This is a genomic window from Marinactinospora rubrisoli (genome assembly GCF_042664915.1).
GTDB classification, from domain to species: domain Bacteria; phylum Actinomycetota; class Actinomycetes; order Streptosporangiales; family Streptosporangiaceae; genus Marinitenerispora; species Marinitenerispora rubrisoli.
In genome coordinates this window covers 67,296-86,968 of the sequence record NZ_JBHTBH010000011.1, presented here as the reverse complement: position 1 = coordinate 86,968, position 19,673 = coordinate 67,296, and the positions used below count along the sequence as shown (strand labels likewise).

20 protein-coding genes are annotated in these 19,673 nt (G+C 74.1%); 14 read left to right on the top strand and 6 right to left on the bottom strand.

The genetic code is table 11. From position 1 onward, the window contains the following. Positions 1–67 precede the first annotated feature (67 nt). Both ribH and ACFQRF_RS21400 read left to right on the top strand, forming a co-directional pair. Positions 68–562 carry a 6,7-dimethyl-8-ribityllumazine synthase gene (ribH, locus tag ACFQRF_RS21405; RefSeq protein WP_379872931.1) on the top strand — a complete coding sequence of 165 codons (495 nt, stop codon included), beginning with the start codon at positions 68–70 and terminating at the stop codon, positions 560–562. Between the two features lie 371 nt (positions 563–933). Further along, positions 934–1,395, top strand: a complete 462-nt coding sequence (locus ACFQRF_RS21400) for a PH domain-containing protein (RefSeq protein ID WP_379872930.1) — start codon at positions 934–936, stop codon at positions 1,393–1,395. A gap of 312 nt (positions 1,396–1,707) precedes the next feature. On the opposite strand, the gene ACFQRF_RS21395 is transcribed toward ACFQRF_RS21400, so the two are convergent. Next, complete coding sequence (locus tag ACFQRF_RS21395; RefSeq protein WP_379872929.1) at positions 1,708–2,283, bottom strand: hypothetical protein; 576 nt, start codon at positions 2,281–2,283, stop codon at positions 1,708–1,710. A 495-nt stretch (positions 2,284–2,778) separates the two neighbouring features. Here ACFQRF_RS21395 and ACFQRF_RS21390 point away from each other — a divergent pair, with 495 nt between their 5' ends. The 6 genes from ACFQRF_RS21390 to ACFQRF_RS21365 all read left to right on the top strand — a co-directional run bounded on the left by ACFQRF_RS21390 (position 2,779) and on the right by ACFQRF_RS21365 (position 7,812). Then, positions 2,779–2,928 (top strand): hypothetical protein, encoded by a 150-nt coding sequence (locus ACFQRF_RS21390; RefSeq protein ID WP_379872928.1) that lies wholly within the window; start codon positions 2,779–2,781, stop codon positions 2,926–2,928. A 217-nt stretch (positions 2,929–3,145) separates the two neighbouring features. Beyond that, entirely contained in the window at positions 3,146–4,117 is a 972-nt protein-coding gene (locus ACFQRF_RS21385) for an AAA family ATPase (protein ID WP_379872927.1), read from the top strand. Continuing rightward, on the top strand, positions 4,114–5,259 hold the full coding sequence (locus ACFQRF_RS21380) for a vWA domain-containing protein (RefSeq protein ID WP_379872926.1): 1,146 nt from the start codon (positions 4,114–4,116) through the stop codon (positions 5,257–5,259). The genes ACFQRF_RS21385 and ACFQRF_RS21380 overlap by 4 nt, the downstream gene beginning before the upstream one ends. Continuing rightward, on the top strand, positions 5,252–6,412 hold the full coding sequence (locus ACFQRF_RS21375) for an XdhC family protein (protein ID WP_379872925.1): 1,161 nt from the start codon (positions 5,252–5,254) through the stop codon (positions 6,410–6,412). The genes ACFQRF_RS21380 and ACFQRF_RS21375 overlap by 8 nt, the downstream gene beginning before the upstream one ends. A gap of 145 nt (positions 6,413–6,557) precedes the next feature. Then, complete coding sequence (locus tag ACFQRF_RS21370) at positions 6,558–7,043, top strand: hypothetical protein (protein WP_379872924.1); 486 nt, start codon at positions 6,558–6,560, stop codon at positions 7,041–7,043. A 148-nt stretch (positions 7,044–7,191) separates the two neighbouring features. Beyond that, complete coding sequence (locus tag ACFQRF_RS21365; RefSeq protein ID WP_379872923.1) at positions 7,192–7,812, top strand: nucleotidyltransferase family protein; 621 nt, start codon at positions 7,192–7,194, stop codon at positions 7,810–7,812. 16 nt (positions 7,813–7,828) lie between these two features. Here ACFQRF_RS21365 and ACFQRF_RS21360 read toward each other — a convergent pair whose 3' ends face one another. Continuing rightward, entirely contained in the window at positions 7,829–8,767 is a 939-nt protein-coding gene (locus ACFQRF_RS21360) for an aldose 1-epimerase family protein (RefSeq protein WP_379872922.1), read from the bottom strand. Between the two features lie 251 nt (positions 8,768–9,018). Between ACFQRF_RS21360 and ACFQRF_RS21355 the strand changes: the two genes are divergently transcribed. Next, positions 9,019–10,140: a hypothetical protein gene (locus ACFQRF_RS21355; RefSeq protein ID WP_379872921.1), complete on the top strand. Its 1,122-nt coding sequence runs from the start codon at positions 9,019–9,021 to the stop codon at positions 10,138–10,140. Here the strand turns inward: ACFQRF_RS21355 and ACFQRF_RS21350 are convergent. After that, a complete protein-coding gene (locus ACFQRF_RS21350) occupies positions 10,121–12,805 on the bottom strand; it encodes a protein kinase domain-containing protein (RefSeq protein WP_379872920.1) in 2,685 nt (894 codons plus the stop codon). The genes ACFQRF_RS21355 and ACFQRF_RS21350 overlap by 20 nt on opposite strands. Before the next feature lie 241 nt (positions 12,806–13,046). Here ACFQRF_RS21350 and ACFQRF_RS21345 point away from each other — a divergent pair, with 241 nt between their 5' ends. Further along, a complete protein-coding gene (locus ACFQRF_RS21345) occupies positions 13,047–14,237 on the top strand; it encodes a CaiB/BaiF CoA transferase family protein (RefSeq protein WP_379872919.1) in 1,191 nt (396 codons plus the stop codon). 58 nt (positions 14,238–14,295) lie between these two features. Here the strand turns inward: ACFQRF_RS21345 and ACFQRF_RS21340 are convergent, their stop codons facing one another. Both ACFQRF_RS21340 and ACFQRF_RS21335 read right to left on the bottom strand, forming a co-directional pair. Then, entirely contained in the window at positions 14,296–14,592 is a 297-nt protein-coding gene (locus tag ACFQRF_RS21340; RefSeq protein ID WP_379873054.1) for a DUF2470 domain-containing protein, read from the bottom strand. 223 nt (positions 14,593–14,815) lie between these two features. Beyond that, positions 14,816–15,361: a YceI family protein gene (locus ACFQRF_RS21335; RefSeq protein ID WP_379872918.1), complete on the bottom strand. Its 546-nt coding sequence runs from the start codon at positions 15,359–15,361 to the stop codon at positions 14,816–14,818. A 110-nt stretch (positions 15,362–15,471) separates the two neighbouring features. Between ACFQRF_RS21335 and ACFQRF_RS21330 the strand changes: the two genes are divergently transcribed. Together ACFQRF_RS21330 and ACFQRF_RS21325 are read left to right on the top strand one after the other, a co-directional pair. Beyond that, entirely contained in the window at positions 15,472–15,948 is a 477-nt protein-coding gene (locus ACFQRF_RS21330) for a MarR family winged helix-turn-helix transcriptional regulator (RefSeq protein ID WP_379872917.1), read from the top strand. 62 nt (positions 15,949–16,010) lie between these two features. Continuing rightward, positions 16,011–16,715, top strand: coding sequence for an SseB family protein (locus ACFQRF_RS21325; protein WP_379872916.1), 705 nt, complete (start codon positions 16,011–16,013; stop codon positions 16,713–16,715). A 215-nt stretch (positions 16,716–16,930) separates the two neighbouring features. Here the strand turns inward: ACFQRF_RS21325 and ACFQRF_RS21320 are convergent, their stop codons facing one another. Next, entirely contained in the window at positions 16,931–17,266 is a 336-nt protein-coding gene (locus tag ACFQRF_RS21320) for a YciI family protein (protein ID WP_379872915.1), read from the bottom strand. A 233-nt stretch (positions 17,267–17,499) separates the two neighbouring features. Here ACFQRF_RS21320 and ACFQRF_RS21315 point away from each other — a divergent pair, with 233 nt between their 5' ends. After that, the gene (locus ACFQRF_RS21315; protein ID WP_379872914.1) at positions 17,500–18,348 is read left to right on the top strand and encodes a prepilin peptidase; all 849 of its coding nucleotides are present in this window, start codon (positions 17,500–17,502) and stop codon (positions 18,346–18,348) included. Between the two features lie 87 nt (positions 18,349–18,435). Then, complete coding sequence (gene aroC / locus ACFQRF_RS21310) at positions 18,436–19,617, top strand: chorismate synthase (protein ID WP_379872913.1); 1,182 nt, start codon at positions 18,436–18,438, stop codon at positions 19,615–19,617. The last annotated feature ends 56 nt before the right edge of the window (positions 19,618–19,673 follow it).

Sequence of the window (19,673 nt, the reverse complement as noted above, 5' to 3'; positions counted from 1 at the left end):
CGCCGCACGGCGCCGGCACGACTCCCCAGACCATGACATCGCGAGCGAACGGAACGGAAGAACCACCATGAGCGGAGCCGGACTCCCCGACGTGAGCGCGGTCGCCGCCGCCGGGCTGCGCCTGGGCGTCGTCGCCACCCGCTGGAACGCCGAGATCGTGGACGCGCTGCTGGAACGCGCGCTGGCCGCCGCCCGGGACAGCGACGTGCCCGCGCCGACCGTGGTGCGGGTGCCCGGCGCGGTCGAACTGCCCGTGGTGGCGCAGGAGCTGGCCCGCGGGCATGACGCCGTGGTCGCCCTCGGAGCGGTGATCCGCGGCGGCACCCCGCACTTCGAGTACGTGTGCCAGTCGCTCACCCAGGGCCTGACGGAGGTGGCGCTGTGCGCCGCCACCCCCGTGGGCAACGGGGTGCTCACCTGCGACACGATGGACCAGGCCCGCGACCGCGCCGGCCTGCCCGGCAGCCGGGAGGACAAGGGGTGGGAGGCGGCCATCGCCGCGCTGGAGACCGCGCTGGTCCTGCGCCGGCTGCGCTCCGCCGCGGAGGCGGCCGGGGGTTGACGGCCCGCCGGGAACGGCTGCGCGGTCGCGTCCGGGGGCCGCTCCGCAGCCTGTCGCGGCGCGGACCCCGGGTTTCGCGTTAAACTTCGCAGGCGTGTCACCGGTGCGCGCAGGTGGACGCGGAGCCGCACGGGAACCGAGGCGCATTCGTGTGCACCCGGCACCGGGACCATGCCGATGTGACCGCGGCCGGGAACCTCCTCGGCGCGGCAGGACGCGCGGCGCCGCCCGTGCCTGCCGCGCGGGACCGCAACCCCGCGAGAGAACCGCATGCCACCGGCGCCGCCGGACGGAGCCCGGGGAAACCGGCCTCCCGAGACGTGAGACGAGGACCAGCCGTGCAGCCGGGCGACGTGAGAGATGGTGACACTGTGGGCGAAGCGGCCCGCCCGCCGGTTCCGGACCTGCCCGCCACGTGGCGGCCCCGCAACATCCGCGTGGTCGGCTACGGACTGGCCGTGGTGGTCCTGGCCACCATGGCCGTTCTCGCGGTGATCCTGCCGCCGGACTGGGGCGTCCAGGACCGCGTCGGCCTCGTCGGCCTCGGAATCGTGGGCGTCGGCGCCCTGCACCTGCTCGCCCGCCCCCGGGTGGAGGCGACCGAGCGCGGGCTCACCGTGGTCAACTCCATCCGCACCCACGTGCTCGACTGGGCCGAGATCATCGACATCCGCATGCCGGTCGGCGAACCGTGGCCCACCATCGATCTCGCCGACGGCTCCACGCTGGCGGCCATGGGCATCCAGAGCAACGACGGCCGGATGGCCGGTGAGAACCTGGCACAGCTCCAGGCGCTGCTCCACCAGCGCGGAGAGGCGCAGGAGCCGGGCTGAGGCCCGCGGCGCGGATCGCAAGGCCGGTCGGGGACCGGAGGTGCTCGCACCCGGGTCCCGATCCCCGCCGTGGCCGGAGCACCGTCTGCCTCTGGCCCATCGGCGGTCCCACCGAGACGGGCGGTGTCCGTGCGGCACAGCCGCCTCTGAGACGCGAACGGCCCCGCATCCTGGTGGATGCGGGGCCGTTTCCGCTCCGGCGCTCGCCCACCCCGAACATGACGGCGAGGCGTTCCCGACCGGCCGGGGCAGGCAGTGGCTCTCCGGCCGGGCACGCCGGGCGGGCGGCGTTCGCTCCGGTCAGGACGCCGGTCAGTCCGCTATACGGGCGTACTGGTAGCGGGTCTCGCCGTTCTCGTCGCCGGAGTGCTGCCGGCCGACCATGACCTCGTAGGCGCCCGCCTTGGAGTAGCTGTTGCTCTCCCGCTGTCCCGGGCTCCAGCGGTAGGAGGTCAGCTCCACCGGGCGTCCCCCCGCGCTCATGGAGGCGGTGGCGTAGCGGGTCTGGCCGTTCTCGTCGCCGGAGTGCTGTCGGCCCACCAGGACCTGGTTCGCCGGGGCCGCGAAGAACGAGTTGCTCTCGCGCTGGGAACCGCTCCAGGACGGGGCGCTCACCTGGACCACTTGCCCGTCGATGAGGATGAGGCCGCAGTAGTAGGTGGTGCTGCCGTTCTCGTCGCCGGAATGCGACCGGCCGAGAAGAACCTGGTTCGTGGGGCAGACGACGGGGACTCCGTCCGATTCTCGCACCGTCTGGGTGTAGCCGTCGATGATGATGATCTCCGCGGCGCTGGCTTCGGTGGCCGTCGCCGTGGCGAGACCTGCGGACAGCAGGCCGGTGCTGACAAGAGCCAGCGCACGCTTGCCGGTGCGCGAGAAATGGGTCACGACCATCCTCCCTGTGATGACAACCCGTGATTCGGCGATTACTCTAAGGCTTTTCGGGAGAGGTGGAGACCTGGTCGGTAAAGCTCCCGCTGGGGCGCATCTCGCGGCGGTACCGCTGTGCGTTTCACCGGCCCCGGCGGTGTTCCGCTCGGCGTGACCGCCCTGCGTGTTCCGGCCGGTGCCGCGGTGCCGAGACCGCCCGCCGCACCTGCACTGCGACCCCGGCCGTCCTCGCGGCGCGCGGGTTCCCCGGCTGCGAGACGGCCGGCCATGGCCGGAATCGGCCGCGCCTGCGACGTCGCGTGCGTGGTGACGGCCTCCATCTCGCCCGCCGGTAGCCGATGACGTCGGCTCCGTACCCGCGGTCACCTGCTCTGTTCGGCGAAATCGGGTGCGTGGCCGACCGGACGGGTGCGGCCACAGGACGGCGGCGTCCCCGATTGGAAACGTCACGGCGTCATATCGATGCGGACGGCGACCGAACGCGGTCCCGCTGTGCCGCGTCGAACGGACATGGACGTCAAGGACCGGAACAGGAACGCGCATCGGCCGCGCCGGGCGGACCCGGTCGGGCCGTTGCTCTGGTTCGTCGTGGTGGCCCTGGCGCTGCTCTCCTTCGTCATCGATCACCTGCCCGGCTGGTAGCGGGGACACCGCGGCCGGCCCGTCGGGAACAACAGCACCAGCGGTCCAGCACTCGGGACGGTCGCGGCGGCGGCCGTCCTTCGGTGCTTCTGGGCGAGCGCGGCCGGTCGTGGGGGCGTATGGCGGGATCAGGGCGGTGGTTTCGGGGAACGTCCGCCTTACCTCCGCGGCCCACGACGCAATAGCCTGGCGGAGAGGTGGAGGGAGCGGCCACGCCATGAGCGATCTCATCGAGTCCCGCGGTCTCCCGGTCTCGGAGCCGGCCGACATCGCCGCGCTGCTCGACGCGCAGGACTACCTCGCCGACGACGGCGTCGCCACGGCCTGTTTCCTCGCCCTGCGGATGGGCCGCCCGCTGCTGCTCGAAGGCGACGCCGGGGTGGGCAAGACCGAACTCGCCAAAGCACTGGCCGCCGCCGTTGGCGGTCCGCTGATCCGCCTGCAGTGCTACGAGGGGATCGACGCCGCCCAGGCCCTCTACGACTGGGACTATCCGCGCCAGTTGCTGCACCTGCGCGCCGCCCAGGCCGCGGGCGCCGGGAATCTGTCCGAGCTGGAGGCCGGGCTGTACGACCGGCGGTTCCTGCTGGCGCGGCCACTGCTGCGGGCGCTGGAGACCAGCGGTCCGGTGCCGAGCGTACTGCTCATCGACGAGATCGACCGCGCCGACGACGAGTTCGAGGCGTTCCTGCTGGAGTTCCTCGCCGACTTCGCCATCTCCATCCCCGAACTCGGCACGGTCCGGGCCACCGTGCCGCCGCTGGTCGTGCTCACCTCCAACCGCACCCGCGAAGTGCACGACGCGCTGAAGCGCCGCTGCCTCTACCACTGGATGGCGCACCCCGGCCTGACCCGCGAGATCGCCATCATCCGGCGCAGGCTCCCCGAGGCGGCCGAGCGGCTGGTGCGCGAGGTCGCGCGGGTCACCCAGCGGCTCCGCGACTCGGCCGCCGACGGCGCCGGACTCCTCAAACCGCCCGGGGTCGCCGAGAGCATCGACTGGGCGGCCGCGCTGGTCGCGCTGGGGGCGCGCGAACTCGACCGGGACCGTGCCGCCCGTACCCTCGGCGCGCTGGTCAAGCACCGCGAGGACCACGACGAGGTGCGCCGGCGGCTGGACGCGCTGCTGGACGGTGCCGCGGGCGCCACCGGCGGGGAGCCGGCTTCGCTGGGAGGTGACCCGGTATGACCGCCACGGCGCCGCCGCCCGCCGGGGACGGCCTCGGCGCCCTGCTCGGTCTGCTGCCCGCGCTGCGCGCGGCCGGTGTGCCGGCCGGTGGCGACCGGGCGCGGGCCTTCACGACCGCGCTGGCCACCCTCGACGTGGCCGACCCCCGCCAGGTCTACTGGGCCGGCCGGCTCACGCTGTGCTCGCTTCCGGCCGACCTGCCCCGGTACGACGCGTGCTTCGCGGCCTACTTCTCCGGGCTGCGCGGCACGGGCGCGCCGCTCCCGGCGGTGCCGGTCCCGCGCCCGGCGGCCTGGCCGCCGGACCGGCGCGACCGGCCCGGCGAACCGCCGGACACCCGGCGGCGCCGCGCGGCCAGTGACACCGAGGTGCTGCGCTCGCGCGACCTCGCCACCCTCACCGGCGAGGAACGCGCCGAGGTCGCCCGGCTGCTCGCCCTGCTGGCCACGCGCCGCCCGCAGCGCCGCAGCCGCCGCACCGCGCCCGCCCGCAGGGGCCGGCTCGACTGGGTCCGCACCGCGCGCGCCGGTCTGCGCCACGGTGGCGAACCGGTGCGGCTGCCGCGCCGCGGCCGCACCACCCGGCCGCGCCGCGTGGTGCTGCTGATCGACGTCAGCGGCTCGATGGCCCCCTACGCCGACGCCCTGCTCCGCCTCGCGCACGCCGTGACCCGCGGGCACCCCGGCCAGACCGAGGTGTTCAGCCTGGGCACCCGGCTCACCCGGCTGACCCGGGAGATGCGCGTCCGCGAGCCCGGCGCGGCGCTCGCCGCGGCCGGTGCCGCCATCCCCGACTGGTCCGGCGGCACCCGTCTCGGCGGCGAACTCCGGGAGTTCCTGGACGAGTACGGGCAGCGCGGCATGGCGCGCGGCGCGATCGTGGTCATCGCCTCCGACGGCTGGGAGCGCGGCCCAGCGGCGCAGCTCGGCCGCCAGATGGCGCGACTGTCCCGCCTCGCGCACCGGGTCGTGTGGGCCAACCCGCACAAGGCGCAGCCGGGGTACCGGCCGCTGACGGGCGGAATGCGCGCGGCACTGCCCTATGTTGACGACTTCGTCTCCGGACACAGCCTGGAGGCGCTTGAGGAACTGGCCACCGTCGTCATCGGCGGATGGGCGAGAGGAGGAGCGCCACGTGCGTGACATCAGAGGTTCCGTCGCGGAGCTGTACGCCGCCGGCGAGACGTTCGCGCTCGCGACCGTCATCGACACCCAGCACAGCTCGCCGCGCGGCGCCGGCGCCGCCATGGCCGTCTCCGCCTCGGGCGAGGTGGTCGGCAGCGTGTCGGGCGGCTGCGTCGAGGGCGCCGTCTACGAGCTGGCGCAGGAAGTGATCCGCACCGGCCGACCCGCGCGGGAGCGGTACGGGATCAGCGACGACGACGCGTTCGCCGTGGGGCTGACCTGCGGCGGAGTGCTGCACATCTTCGTGGAGCCGGTCGACCCGCTCCGGCACCCGCACCTGGGCGAGGTCCTGGCCGCGGTCGAGGCGCACCGGCCGGTGGCGGTGGCGACCGTGGTAGGCGGCCCCGGTGAGGTGGGGGCGCGCCGCGTCGTCTGGCCGGACCGCGCCGAGGGGCGGCTGGGCCCCGACCGGCTCAACGACGCGGTGGACGACGACGTCCGCGGCATGCTCGCCCAGGGGCGCACCGGGATCCTGCGCTACGGAGCGCAGGGCCAGCGGCGCGGCGACGACCTGGAGGTGTTCGTGCAGTCGTTCGCACCGGCACCGCGCATGCTCGTCTTCGGCGCCATCGACTTCGCCGCGGCCGTCGCCCGGATGGGCGGCTACCTGGGGTACCGCGTCACGGTCTGCGACGCCCGGCCGGTGTTCGCCACCGCCAAGCGGTTCCCCGACGCCGACGAGGTCGTGGTCCGCTGGCCGCACGTCTACCTCGGCGAGATCGAGGACGAGATCGACGAGCGGACCGTCATCTGCGTGCTGACCCACGACCCCAAGTTCGACGTGCCGGTCCTGCGGCTGGCGCTGCGCACCCGCGCGGGCTACATCGGGGCCATGGGCAGCCGCCGGACCCATGACGACCGGCTGGAACGGCTGCGCGAGGCCGGTGTTCCGGAGGAGCAGCTGGCCCGGCTGCGGTCCCCGATCGGCCTGGACATCGGGGCTCGCACCCCCGAGGAGACGGCGGTGTCCATCGCCGCCGAGATCGTGCAGAACCGGTGGGGCGGCAGCGGCCTGCCGCTGCACGCCACGCACGGCCGGATCCACAGCGAGTCGGCGGTGCCGCAGGGGCTGCTGCCGGCCGGGCCGGTCTTCGGCTCCACCGGACGCTGACCCGGGCCCGGCCGGGAGAGGCGGCCGGACCTCCCCGCCGCCGGCCTGGTCGGCGGGCGTGCCTGAGGACACGCCCGCCGGGCCGTGCATGAGACTCCGTCCACCGGGCAGGTGCGCCGCAAGGCGATTCCGGTGGGAGGTACCTGTGCCTGGATGGGGATGGCTCGGAGCACTGCTGATCGTCTCGGTGGGACTCGTGGGGATCTGGGCGGCGTGGCGCCGGGAGAACCGGCCGCGGCGGTTCTTCCGCGGCGGCGTGCTCGATCCCGGAAAGGACGGCATCGAGCCGGCCGACCACGCGCGCCTCGCCCCCGAGGTCGTCGAGGAGCCGCAGGCGCCGATGGACATGGTCAGTGGCATCGACGCGCAGGCCGCCGCCCTGGTGGAGGGCGGGGAGCGCCCGCACGGCGAGCTGTCGCCGACCATCGATGAGGAGGCCGCGGCGGTGGTCGACGAGGAGGTCCGCCAGCAGCACGACGACGGTCCTGCCGACGGCTCCGCCGGCCGGGAGCCCCGGACCCGGCCGGCGGACGACGGACCCGGCGCGCACGGCGCTGCCGGCGCCGCGGACGCCGACGGTCCGCCGCAGCCGCATGTCCTCGACGACGAACCGCGCGGGCGGGATGGCTGAACGGCCGGAACCGGTCACCGATTCGGGTAAACCACGGCCGGGATCGGGGTAACCGACCGTACGATCAGGGTCGTTTGTGGGCGTAACGGGCGATGCGGAGGGCTATCGGCCCCCTGCCCGGACGCAATGCCCATGGCATCATCGCGTCATGACGACACGTGCGCGAGGCGACGACGGCGCGGCGGTCGCCGGTCTGCTCCTGGCCGCAGGCGAGGGCACCCGGCTCGGCCGTCCCAAGGCCCTGGTCAAGCTGGGCGGCGAGCGGCTGGTCGATCGTGGCGTGCGCACGTTGCGGGAGGGTGGTTGCGCACCGGTCTACGTCGTCACGGGAGCGGCCGACATCACGGTCGAGGACGCGGTGGAGGTGCACAACCCCGACTGGACCAGCGGGATGGGGTCTTCGTTACGCGTCGGGCTGGAAGCGCTCCCGGAACCGGTGGACGCCGTCGTCGTCGCGCTCGCCGACCAGCCGCTCGTCACACCCGCGGCGGTGGAGCGCCTGGTCGACGCCTACCGGGACGGGGCCCGCGCCGCCGTCGCGACCTACGCCGGGAACCTGCGCAACCCGGTGCTGCTCGGCCGGGAGCACTGGCCGAGCGTGCAGGCCCTCGCGCAGGGCGACGTCGGTGCCCGGCCGTTCCTGAGCGCCTACTCGCATCTGGTCACCACCGTGGCGTGCGACGACGTGGCCCGTCCGGACGACATCGACACCCCCGAGGACCTCGCCCGGCTGAGCCGGCTGCTCACCGCCCAGGGCGACGCGTCCTGACGGGCGCCCGCCGGCGTCACCCCACGGCGAGCGGGCCGACGTGGCAGATCCCGTAGGACGCCCGGCTGCCGCCGCCCGGCGGCAGGACGGTGAGGTCCACGCCCGACGCGAAGGCGTTCGGCGGGCAGGTCATCGGCTCGACCGCCACCTGGCCGCGGTGCGCACCGTCGGGAAGCCCGTCCGAGCTGAACACCTGGAGCCACCCGAACGCCGCGTCCGCCCAGAGCGCCACCGCCGAGTCGGCTCCCGAGAGCACGGTCCAGGCGCGGCCGTCGTAGCCCCGGCGGAGCCCGGTGAACGCGGTGTCGAGCACGGTGCCGCCGATCCGCCGGGGGGTGCCGAAGTCGAACTCGCCGCCCGCCACCGGAACCGGCGGCCCCGACGGCAGCAGCCGGTCGTCCACCGGCAGCCGCTCACCGGCCGGCAGCAGCAGCACCGCCGCGTCCACCGGCGTGCCCACGGTCAGGTAGTTGTGGCTGCCGACGCCGTAGGGAGCGGGCCGGTCGCCGATGTTGCGCGCCGTCATGTGCACGGTCAGCCCTGACGTCGCGGTCAGCTCGTACTCCACCGACAGCTCCACCGCGAACGGATAGCCCGGCGCGCCCGCCGTCCGGTGGGTGAGCCGGGTGAAGGCGGGCGCGATCTCCGCCGGCAGCCACGCCTGAGCGTGCGCGAGCCCGTGGATCGCGTTGTCGCGCTGCGGCTCGGTGATGTCGAGCCGGTGGGTCACGCCCTCGAAGGTGTACCGGCCGTGGTCGACGCGGTTGGGCCAGGGCGCCAGCACCTGCCCCTGGAAGGCGGCGGGGCCGGGAGGGCGCGTGTAGCCCCAGACGAGGTCGTGGTCACGCCACACGAGCCGCTGCAGCGCGGCGCCGTGCCGGTCGACGACGGCGCGGTAGTCCCCGGCCGTGAGCTCGATCTCGTCAGCTGCCACCACCGTGTCGCGACCGGTCATGCGCCCTCGCCGTCTCTCCGCTCGGATGTGCACCATCGGCGATCTTAACGTTGCGGAGCGCGTCCGTCCCGGGCGATGGCGCCACCCGACCGTGTCGGCCCCGGCCGGTACCGGAGCCGTCGTGTTCGTCGCGGATGGCCTGATGTGGTCACGTTATGTGGTAAGCCGAAACGTAGGGTTACGTTGCGGGTCTGCTGGATACCGCCGTTCCGTGCGGAATCCGGGGCGGTGCGGGAAGGAACCGACGGCGCATGGCAGCGAGCTGGGAGAAAAGGGCCACCGAGGCGCTCGTGGCGAGCATGCCGACTCCGGACTGGCCCGAGACACGCGACATGTTCGCCGGGCTGTTCGGCGCGGCGGCGGCCCGGGAGATCGCGGCCGAGCTGGAGCGGGCCCGCGCCGAGGCGCGGAGCGGAGGCGCCTCGGTGGCCGAGGAGCTCCAGGTCGAATGGCGGTCCCGGTTGCGCCGGCTCGTGGCGGCCGATCCCACGGCCGCGGAGCGGCTGGGCGCGTTCGTGACCGAGGTCGCCGCGCGTGGCGCGGGAGCGACGAGTAACACCCTCCTCGGCGACGTGCCCGGCACGGTGATCCAGATCGGCAGCGTCGTGGGGTCCGTCGGCGTCTCCGGCGGCGAGCGCGGTACGGAGGCCGGAAAGCGCGCGGCGAAGCGGGACGCCGCCCGGTGGACCGGGCGCGGGCCGCTGGTGGCCGCGGGCGTGGGCGTCACGGTGTTCGCCGTGGCGGCGATCGGCTTTCTGGCGCTCCCGGACCGCTCGGCCCCGGCCGGGGAATCCTTGTCCACGGAATCAGGGGAGGGAGCCGTTGCTCCCCCCGCGGTGGCGAGCCGACCGCAGGGGGACCAGGTGCGCTGCCACGAGCCGTGGGTCGAGAAGGACGCGAGCGTGCTGTACCGGCCCTGTATCGCGCCGGACGACGACGGCCTGCGCCTGTCCGTCGAGGTCCAGCTGATCGATCCCACGGAAGACACGACGGAGGTTTCGGCGTGGGTCTGGCTCATGCGCAGCGATCGGGAACTCGTGCAGGAGTTCGGGAGGAGCGGCAGGTGGGATCTGAGCCGCGACGATGACCTGCTGAAACCCTGCTCGCTCACGGTCACCGGAGCGGAGATCGCCACCTGCGGCCCATTCGTGATGACTCCGACAGAGCCTGGTCGCTACTCCGCTTCCTCAAGCGTTCACCTGCTACAGACCGGTCCCTTTCCGCCGGGGTGGGAGAACCCGGAATTCAGCGGCACCCAGAGCCCGCCCCTGGAGTGGGACGGCGAAGGCGGTGCACCATTGCCGGAGTCCACCACATCCGCCGCCGTGCGCGCGGCCACCGCCCGGCGAACCGCTACCCCGTCACCAGGCTGAGCGGGATCAGCACGCCCATGCCCAGCAGGAACAGCCCGCTCGCCAGCAGCCGCAGCACCATGAGAACGGCCCCCAGGCGCACCAGCGCCCGTGCGGTGAGCTGCACCCGGGAGCCCAAGCGCCCATTGCCGGCCGTGCGAGCCAGGACTAGCAGTGCCACGCCCAGCAGGACGGGGAACCAGGGGCCCTGCGCCACGTCGCCCGGGAGCAGCCCGAGCAGGTTGGTGGCGACGCGGGACAGCCCGCCCATCACCGCGTTGCCGCTGAACTCGGTGAGCCCCAGCCGGGCGCTCTCCATGAACGGCAGCGAGCTGTACAGGCCGACGGAGGTCCACAGCCAGTGGCCGAGGCCGTCCACGATGCCGAGCACCCCGGCCGGGTAGGCGTACCTGCGGCACCGGCCGGCCCGCATCGCGCGCTTGAGACGGCGCATGGCGCGGTCGGCGCGTTTCCGCTCCGCCGGGTTCTTGGGGTCGAGCACCTCGCGTTCCCAGTCGGCCAGCGGGCGGCCGTCGCGGCGGCGCGCCCACTGAGGGCCGTACCGGGTGGCGGCCGACCCCTCCTGCGGAGGGCGGCGGCCGTCGCCGACACGATCGCGCAGGCCGGCCCAGCCGCCGCTCACGGCGGCGGTGATCTGGTCCCAGCGATGCCGCCAGCGGGCACTGGCGTCCCGGCGGTCGCGCTCGCGCACCTTCGCCCCCGCCCGGGCGGCGCAGGGCAGCAGCAGCTGCGACCCGACGAGCGCGGCGTTGGTGTCCACCTCGGAGACCCGGCCGCGCAGACCGGTGCGGCACAACTCGCGCCACCAGTCCACCCGTGGGGCGTCGCTGCGCTGCGCCGGGTGCCAGGACTGCGCGCGCAGCCGCCGGCGGTGCCGCTGGTCGGCGTCGGGGTCCAGGACGAGCTCGACCGCGAGCGCCCACGCCGCGTCCCACTCGTGCCGGGCCGGGCGGGTGAAATCGGCGAGCCCGGAGCGGCCCAGCCGGTTGACCGTCAGCTCCACCTGCTCCATGACGAGCGGAACCTCGTGCTGCACCCGCTCCAGCAGCGCGCACCGGTTGGTCCCCTCCGACCGGCATGCCGGGTGGCCGCACCAGTGCCGCGCCGCCAGCCCCAGCGCGCCGAGCTCGATGGCCTCGCGCAGGGTGGGGTACCGGCTGCCGTCGCCGGTGGCGAGGGCGCGCACCCCCTCCGCCGTGACCTCGTGCCCCCGGTAGCGCGGCGGCATCCCGGGCACGAACCGCGCCGCGAGCGCGCTGATCGTCAGGTGCGCCTGCTCGGGGTGGTCGGCGAGCCGGGTCAGGTAGCCGCGGTCGAACGTGTAGTCGCGCACCTCCCGGTCCAGCCAGGTCCGCAGGGTCGCCCAGTGGCTGCCGAGCCAGATCTCGCCCTTGTCCGAGCGGTCGAGCAGGTCGAAGGCGAGGCTGGGCGGGTCGTCGTGACTGACGTCGGCGAACCGGATCGGCGCGTGGCGGCGGACCCGCTCCAGCCGCGGCGTCTGCCCGTCCAGCCACTGCGTCACCTGGGTGTGCCCCCAGCGCGCGTCCGGCGCGGGGGTGAGCAGGCCGCGGGCGAGCAGCCGCCACCGTTCGTCGGTGATGGCCGAGACGTCCACCTCGGTGTTGCGCGCCGTCAGCCAGTTCTCGCCGCGCGGCGGACGGCGTCCGGTGAGCATCTCGTGCACCATGACGCCGAGCGACCACCACGCGGCCGGCGCCTCGCGGCGGCCCTCGACGACCTCCGGGGCCGCGTAGTCCTCGGTGATGGCCAGCCCGCCATAGACCCGGCTCATGGTGGCGCGCACCGCGCCACCGAAGTCGGTGAGGGCGAACACCGGCGGATCCAGCTGCCGGATCAGCAGGTTCTCGGGCTTGACGTCGGTATGGTTGTGCTGCAGTTCGTCCTGCCAGTGGTGCAGGCAGGCGGCCACCGCCGCGACGACCTCCCGCGCACGCTCGTCCGAGAGCGGGGCCTGGTCGATCAGCCCCCGCAGCGAGCCCTCGGGGAAGTACTCCTGTGCCTCCCAGGCGACCTGCTCGCCCCAGGAACTGAGCGCGTGCCCGTAGCCGTGGATCGCCGGAGTGTGCGGCGCCGCGGTGCCCCGGGCGCGCAGGCGTTCCAGCAGTTCGCGGTTGATGTCGTGCCCTGGCCGGTACACCTTGAGCGCCAGGCGGCGGGTGGGAGCGGAGCCATCGGCGCCGCGCTGCGCCGTGGAACGCCCGGCGGGCTCGGCGAGGTACACCATGGCCTCTCCGCCGGACCCGATGTGGCCGAGGACCGTGTAGCGCCGGCGCAACTCGGCGGGCACGGCGTAGTCGGTGTCGCCGGCGGGGCTGGTGACCAGCCGCCCGACCAGGCGGGCCCACCAGGCGAGCAGCGGCGCGAGGAGCCGGTGCCACCAGGTGCCGGAGCCGGCGGGGTCGGGACCGTCCGCGCGCGTACCGGCCGGCCCGCCGCCGGGTGCGCCGAAGCGGCGGGTGCGCGCGGCCAGGTGCTCGGTCCGCTCCGCGTCGGCGCCTTGGTGCTCCGCGGCCCGGGCGCCCGGGCGCAGGACGGCGGTGATCCAGCGGGTCCGGCCCTGCTCGCGCTCCAGCCGGGTCGTGGCCGCGGCCGGCTCGACCTTCTGGGTGGGGGCGCTCGGATCGGAGGGTTCGGGTGTGACCATCGTGCGGGCGACGCCTTTCGGCGGATCTCGGTGGTGGACGACTCGGGGTGTGGACGGGTTCACTTGCGGTGCGGTTCCCGCCTCCCAGGGTAGGCGAGGTGCGAGCCGCCGGCAGCGGGGTCCGCGCGGGGTTGTTCCGGTGCGTCCGGAGGGGTTAGCGTGGCTCACTGGCTAGGCCAATTCCTGCAGTCGGGAGGACGTGGTGGCCCGGGTCTGGCCGCCGCCACGAGGAGTCGCAGACATGGCAGAAGTCGGCGGACCGCTGTCCGGCATCGTCGTCCTGGATCTCTCGCGCGCCCTGGCCGGGCCGCACGCCGCGATGCTGCTCGGTGACCTGGGGGCCCGGGTCATCAAGGTGGAGCAGCCCGGCTCGGGCGATGACACGCGGGGCTGGGGTCCGCCCTTCGTCGGGCCGGAGGAGGACCCGATCAGCAGCTACTTCCTCTCGTGCAACCGGAACAAGGAGTCCATCGAGCTCGACCTGAAGTCGCCGGAGGGCGTGGGGCTGCTCACCCGGCTGGTCCGCGCCAGCGACGTGCTGGTCGAGAACTTCCGGCCCGGCGTGCTCGACCGCCTCGGTTTCTCCATGGAGCGCCTGCACGAGCTGAACCCGCGCCTGGTCATCTGCTCGATCAGCGGGTTCGGCCACGACGGCCCGGAGGGCGGCCGCGCCGGCTACGACCAGATCGCGCAGGGCGAGGCCGGGCTGATGAGCATCACCGGCGCGGCCGACGGCGAGCCGACGAAGGTCGGCGTGCCCATCGGTGACCTGCTCGCCGGGCTGCACGGGGCCTACGGCACGCTCGCCGCCCTGTACGAGCGCGAGCGGACCGGGCGCGGGCGCGTGGTCCGCACCTCGCTGCTCTCCTCCATCGTGGGGGTGCACGCCTTCCAGGGCACCCGCTGGACGGTGGCCGGGGAGGTGCCGAAGTCGATCGGCAACCACCACCCCTCCATCGCCCCCTACGGCAGCTACGCCTGCTCCGACGGCATGCTCCAGGTCGCGGTGGCCAGCGAGGGCCAGTGGGCCAAGTTCGCCGGGCTGCTGGGACTGGACGCCGCCGATCCACGGTTCGCCCGCAACGCCGACCGCGTCGCCAACCGCCCGGAGCTGAACGCGGAGATCGAGGCGGTGCTGGCCACCGGCACCCGCGACGAGTGGCTGGAGCGCATCGGCGCCATCGGCGTGCCGTGCGGCGCGATCCGCACCATCGACCAGGTCTACGAGTGGGAGCAGACCCGTTCGCAGGGACTGGTGCTGCCGGTCGAGCACCCGGTGCTCGGCCGCATCGAACTCCCCGGCCCGCCGGTGCGTTTCGACGACGTCGCGGGCGGCCGCACCGAGCACCTGCCGCCGCCGGGGCTGGGCGAGCACAACGCCTCGATCCGCGCGTGGCTGGACACGGTGCAGCCGGAGGAAGCGGCGGACTGAGCGGGCTGAAGGGCAGCCGGGACGTGACCGCCGCCGTGTGCCGCCACGCGGCGGCCGGTCAGTGCCCGCCGCCCGCGGCACCGTCCTCCTCGGCCGGCGCGCCGAGCCGGGCCCGGGCCTCCTGGTACATGCGGACCACCTCGCGGCGTACCTGGGCGCGTTCGGTCAGTGGCGCGCTCCACGGGATCCGCACGGGTACCTCGGTGCCGGCCACGGTCGCGGCGAAGTCGCCACCCGTCGCGTCCAGGCCGGTCATCCGCGCCGCCGTGGCCGCCGGAACGCCGCCCAGCGCCCGGCAGATCAGCAGGGTGTCGGCGGCGTGGTCCTCGTTCATGTGCCGGGTGATGGCCCGCACGACGTCGGCCGCCGGGTGGTACGCGGCCGGCCCGGAAGGCTCAGGGGACGGAGTCGGCGCCGAGTTCACCTGCCGGTCCTTTCGTTCGGCCCCGTGCCCGCCGTCCCGGCGCGGTCGCCGGACCCGGAACGGGCGAGGGCGCCGGCCTTCGCCGGCGCCCTCCACGTTAGCGGGGACCCCCGTGGTCTCCCCGGTTCCGCGCTTCGCGTCCGCTGCCCCGGCTTCAGTCGGCCTGGCGGGTGAACTCGGCGTCGATGGTGATGCTGATCTTGTCGCCGACCACGACGCCGCCGCCGTCCATCGGCATCTCGATGTCCACCCCGAACTCCTTGCGGCTGATCTCGGTGGTGGCGCTGAACCCGGCGCGGTCCTGGCCCCAGGGGTCCTTGGTCACGCCGTGGAACTCCAGCGCGAGCTCGACGGGACGGGTGTTGCCCTTGATGGTGAGGTCGCCGCTGAGCACGATGTCCTCGCCCTTCTGGGCCAGGCCGGTCGAGACGAAGGTGAACTCCGGGTGGTTGGCCACGTCGAAGAAGTCGGCCGAGCGGATGTGCTCGTCGCGCTGCTCCTGGTTGGTGTTGATGGAGCCGGCGTCGATGGTGGCGGTCACCGAGGACTGTGCCGGGTCCTCGGCCACGGTCACGGTGGCGTCGAACTTCTCGAACCGGCCGCGCACCTTGCTGATCATCATGTGCCGGACGGAGAATCCGACCTCGGTGTGCGTGGGGTCGATCTTCCAGGTGCCGGGGAGAAGGGTCTGCTCGGACATGCTGCTGCCTCCAGGGCCGTCGCGTCGCTATTGATGACACTGATGAATCATCAGCGAAAGATTCTTTCCGGGAAGAGAGTCTACGCTGATCGGGAGACCGCGCAAGTACCATGTGCTGTATGAGCGGGGTCGACTGGCTGGATGCCGACGAGCAACGGACGTGGCGGAGCTATCTCGTCGTGAACTCCCTGCTCGAAGAGCGGCTCGACCGCGACCTCCAGCAGCGGAACGGCCTCAGCCTGGTCGAGTACGGAATCCTCGTCCACCTCTCCGAGGCCGAGGGCAGGCGCATGCGCATGCGCAACCTGGCCGACACCGTGATCGTCTCCAAAAGCCGTCTCTCACACCAGATCGCGCGCCTGGAGCGCGACGGCTACGTGCGCCGCGAAACCTGCGCCGAGGATCGCCGCGGCGCCTGGGCGGTCCTCACGCCGCTCGGCGAGTCCGCGCTGCACGGTGCCGCCCCCGGACACGTCGCGGCGGTACGCGCCAACCTGTTCGGAGTCCTGAGCGACGAGCAGACCAAGCAGCTGGGCGAGATCATGGGCGTACTGGAACAGCACCTGCGCGAGACCAACGGGACGTGACGGAACTCCCCGCGCACGGGCGCCCGCCGGACGGCGCCGGCGGGCAAGTAGAGTCGCCTTCCGTGACGGGACCACGCATCATCGGGGCACAGCGCTTCCGCGACGACGACGGCGGCGCCGATCCGCGGGTACGCGAACAGCTCGACGGCTACGCCAAGGGGACGAGCGGCGACCGCCAGGTGCTCGACGCCCTCAGCGGTTCCCGCCTCCTGGTCCCGGTGGTCGCCGTCCCGGTCGAGACCACCGAGGACGCCGACGGCCTCCGGCACGACAAGAAGAGCGAGGTCGCGCTGCCCATCCTGGTCGGCGGCGACGGACGCCGCGGCGTGCTCGCGTTCACGTCGGTGGACTCGGTCCGGCGCTGGCGCCCCGACGCCCGCCCGGTTCCCGTGGAGGCCGTCGAGGCGTGCCGGGCCGCGATCGACGAGGGAGCGGACGCCCTCGTGGTCGACGTCGCCGGCCCGGTGACCTACGCCGTCCAGGGCCACTTCCTGGCCAGTCTGGCCGAGCACGGCACCGTGCCCGACCCCGCCGAGGACCCCCAGGTGCTCGCACGCATCTACCAGGTCACCCACGGCGAGTTCGGCATCGACCGGGTGCGGATCCTCGCCTCCGAGCGCGCCGACATCGGCGTCCGGCTGGAGGTCGACCGGCTGGACGACCCGATGCTGCGCCGCGTTGCCGAACGCCTCGCCGCGGAACTCGCCCCGGTGCTGCCCGGCGGCATCGAACTCAGCGCGGTACGGCGGGCCCGGCCCGGCGCCTGACGCCGCACCGGGCCCGCCTCCGCCGTGTCAGACGGTCACGTCCGGGCACCTCGGCCGCGCCCCCGCGACGCCGAACACCCCGTAGGGCAGCACCCGGGAACGGGGCGCGTGATCACCGGCCACGGCGGTGTTGTCCGTTCACGCGGCACGGCGTGTTGTCCGTTCACGCGGCACGGCGGTGTTGTCCGTTCACACGCCACGGCCGTGTTGTCCGTTCACACGCCACGGAGGCTGCTACCCTCCCGCTCGCGCTCGAACAGTTCCGCCAGTGCCGGGTGCCGACGTCCCGCGTCGAAGGTCACGATCTCGTAGCCGGCCACCCCGGCCCGCACGAACGGGTCCTCCGCGGTGATCTCCTCCACGCGTTCCCGGCTGACGCCGGTGGCGACGATCGCCCCGCCGAGTTCGGTGGGAACCGCGGAGCCGGAGAGCAGGAAGGTGCCCTCCTCGTGGTGGCGTTCCAGATAGCGGACGTGGGCCGGAACGTGCGGTCCGACCTGCGCGGGTGGAACCGTGTACCGGACGATCAGCAAGTGGACGTGTTGGCTCATTCGGGTGATGGTAACCGCGTCCGCGCCACCGGGAAGATGCGGCACGCCGACGCCCGCCGGACGGAAACCGCAGGTCGCGGCCGTCGTTCCGCCCGGCCGCGCCGCCGTGCGAGCCCGGACCCGGTTCACGGCCGGACCGGCGTCCGGCCGGCCGCTCCCGGTTCCCGGCGGCTGTGGAACACTCTCCACGGGCCACCCCGGCCCGCCCCCGACCACCCGCCTGGAGACCCGCCATGCCCGCGCCCGCCGACATCGTGCTCCCGGTGACGCTGGCCGCGCTCGGCGCCGGACTCGGTGCGGTGCTCGGCACCGTCCTCGGGCGGGTCGTCCCGCTGTTCCACGCCTACGAGTACGACCCCGACGATGACTCGGGGCCGCCGCCGCCCACCTGTCCGCACTGCGGCGGCACCGTGCCGTGGCCGCGGTGGAGCGCCCTGCCGGTCCGGTTCGTCACCACCGGGCGCTGCCCCGGATGCGGGACCACCGTCCGCTCGCCGCGAACCGTGGCGGTGCTCGCCGCGGTCGTCCTGGCCGTGCTCGGTGTCACGGGCTCCGGCGCCCTTCCCGGCGGCGCGGGCGCGCCCGCGCCGATGTGGGCCCCGCTGGAGCTCGTGGCCTTCGGCTTCTTCGGGCTGTGGGGCGTGCTGCTCGCCGTCATCGACGCCCGTACCCACCGGCTGCCCAACCCGCTGGTGCTGCCGGCCTATCCGGTCGCGCTCGCCCTGCTCGTGGCCGCCGCCGCGACCACGCCCGGCGGTGGCCGCGCCCTGCTGTCGGCGCTCGCCGGCATGGCCGCCCTGGCCGCCGGCTACTGGCTGCTCTGGTTCATTCATCCCGCCGGCATGGGATGGGGCGACGTCAAGCTCTCCGGGCTGCTGGGCCTGTACCTCGGCTGGACCGGTCTGGGCACCGTGCTGAGCGGGACGTTCGTCGCCTTCCTGCTGTCCGCCAGCTACGGCCTGGTCCTCATCGCGCTGCGCCGCGCGACCCGCAAGAGCCAGATCCCGTTCGGGCCGTTCATGATCCTCGGCGCCCTCGGCGTCATCGTCGCCGGCGACCCGCTGCCCGCGCTCCTGGGGTGACCGGACGACCGCTGAGCAGGCAGGGGCGGCGGCACGGGCGCCTCCCCGATGTGCCGCCGACGGCCGAATCGTGAAAGGATCAGCACCATGTTGCGCTGGCTGACTGCAGGAGAGTCCCACGGACCGGCACTCGTCGCCATCTTGGAGGGGCTGCCGGCCGGCGTCTCCGTCACCTCTGAGGACATCACCGCCGCGCTGCGCCGCCGCCGCGCCGGATACGGCCGCGGCGCGCGGATGAAGTTCGAGCAGGACCGGGTCTCCGTCATCGGCGGCATCCGGCACGGCCGCACCCAGGGCGGCCCCATCGCCATCGAGGTCGGCAACACCGAGTGGCCCAAGTGGGAGCAGGTGATGTCACCGGACCCGGTGGCCGCCGATGTCCTCGAAGGGCTCGCCCGCAACGCCCCGCTGACCCGGCCGCGCCCCGGCCACGCCGACCTCGTCGGCATGCAGAAGTACGGCCACGAGGAGGCCCGGCCGATTCTGGAGCGGGCCAGCGCGCGCGAGACCGCGGCCCGGGTGGCAATCGGCGAGGTCGCCCGCCTGTTCTGCGAGCAAGCGCTCGGCGTGCGCATTCTCAGCCACGTCGTGTCCATGGGGCCGGTCGCCGTGCCGGAGGGGACGCCGACGCCGACGCCGGAGGATCTGGACCGCATCGACGCCGACCCGCTGCGCTGCTTCGACCCCGAGACCAGCGCCCGCATGGTCGCCGAGGTCGATGACACCAAGAAGAACGGCGACACGCTCGGCGGAGTGGTGGAGGTCCTCGCCTACGGTCTGCCGCCCGGCCTCGGCAGCCACGTGCACTGGGACCGGCGGCTGGACGCCCGGCTGGCCGGAGCCCTCATGGGCATCCAGGCGATCAAGGGGGTCGAGGTCGGCGACGGCTTCCGCACCGCCCAGCGGCGCGGCTCGGCGGCACACGACGAGATCGAGCCCGGCCCCGACGGGGTGCGCCGGCGCAGCAACCGCGCGGGCGGCGTCGAGGGCGGCATGTCCACCGGCGAGCCGCTGCGGGTGCGCGCCGCGATGAAGCCCATCGCCACCGTGCCCAAGGCACTGGACACGATCGACGTGGCGACCGGCGAGACCGCACAGGCGCACCACCAGCGCAGCGACGTCACCGCCGTCCCGGCGGCCGGGGTGGTCGCCGAGGCCATGGTCGCCCTCGTGCTGGCCGAGGCCGCGGTCGAGAAGTTCGGCGGCGACTCGGTCACCGAGACCGCGCGCAACCTGCGCGGTTACCTGGACTCCCTGACCATCAGGTAGTGCCCGGCCGGGTAGGCGAAGGATGCGGCCGCGCGGACGTCGCGGCGCCTGACCCG

What these genes read in the sequence shown, in the direction of transcription:
- ribH (WP_379872931.1), top strand. Translation starts at nt 68, where the DNA reads ATGAGCGGAGCCGGACTCCCCGACGTGAGCGCGGTCGCCGCCGCCGGG.
- ACFQRF_RS21385 (WP_379872927.1), top strand. Translation starts at nt 3,146, where the DNA reads ATGAGCGATCTCATCGAGTCCCGCGGTCTCCCGGTCTCGGAGCCGGCC.
- ACFQRF_RS21380 (WP_379872926.1), top strand. Translation starts at nt 4,114, where the DNA reads ATGACCGCCACGGCGCCGCCGCCCGCCGGGGACGGCCTCGGCGCCCTG.
- ACFQRF_RS21365 (WP_379872923.1), top strand. Translation starts at nt 7,192, where the DNA reads ATGACGACACGTGCGCGAGGCGACGACGGCGCGGCGGTCGCCGGTCTG.
- ACFQRF_RS21360 (WP_379872922.1), bottom strand. Translation starts at nt 8,767, where the DNA reads ATGACCGGTCGCGACACGGTGGTGGCAGCTGACGAGATCGAGCTCACG.
- ACFQRF_RS21355 (WP_379872921.1), top strand. Translation starts at nt 9,019, where the DNA reads ATGGCAGCGAGCTGGGAGAAAAGGGCCACCGAGGCGCTCGTGGCGAGC.
- ACFQRF_RS21350 (WP_379872920.1), bottom strand. Translation starts at nt 12,805, where the DNA reads ATGGTCACACCCGAACCCTCCGATCCGAGCGCCCCCACCCAGAAGGTC.
- ACFQRF_RS21345 (WP_379872919.1), top strand. Translation starts at nt 13,047, where the DNA reads ATGGCAGAAGTCGGCGGACCGCTGTCCGGCATCGTCGTCCTGGATCTC.
- ACFQRF_RS21335 (WP_379872918.1), bottom strand. Translation starts at nt 15,361, where the DNA reads ATGTCCGAGCAGACCCTTCTCCCCGGCACCTGGAAGATCGACCCCACG.
- ACFQRF_RS21330 (WP_379872917.1), top strand. Translation starts at nt 15,472, where the DNA reads ATGTGCTGTATGAGCGGGGTCGACTGGCTGGATGCCGACGAGCAACGG.
- ACFQRF_RS21320 (WP_379872915.1), bottom strand. Translation starts at nt 17,266, where the DNA reads ATGAGCCAACACGTCCACTTGCTGATCGTCCGGTACACGGTTCCACCC.
- ACFQRF_RS21315 (WP_379872914.1), top strand. Translation starts at nt 17,500, where the DNA reads ATGCCCGCGCCCGCCGACATCGTGCTCCCGGTGACGCTGGCCGCGCTC.
- aroC (WP_379872913.1), top strand. Translation starts at nt 18,436, where the DNA reads ATGTTGCGCTGGCTGACTGCAGGAGAGTCCCACGGACCGGCACTCGTC.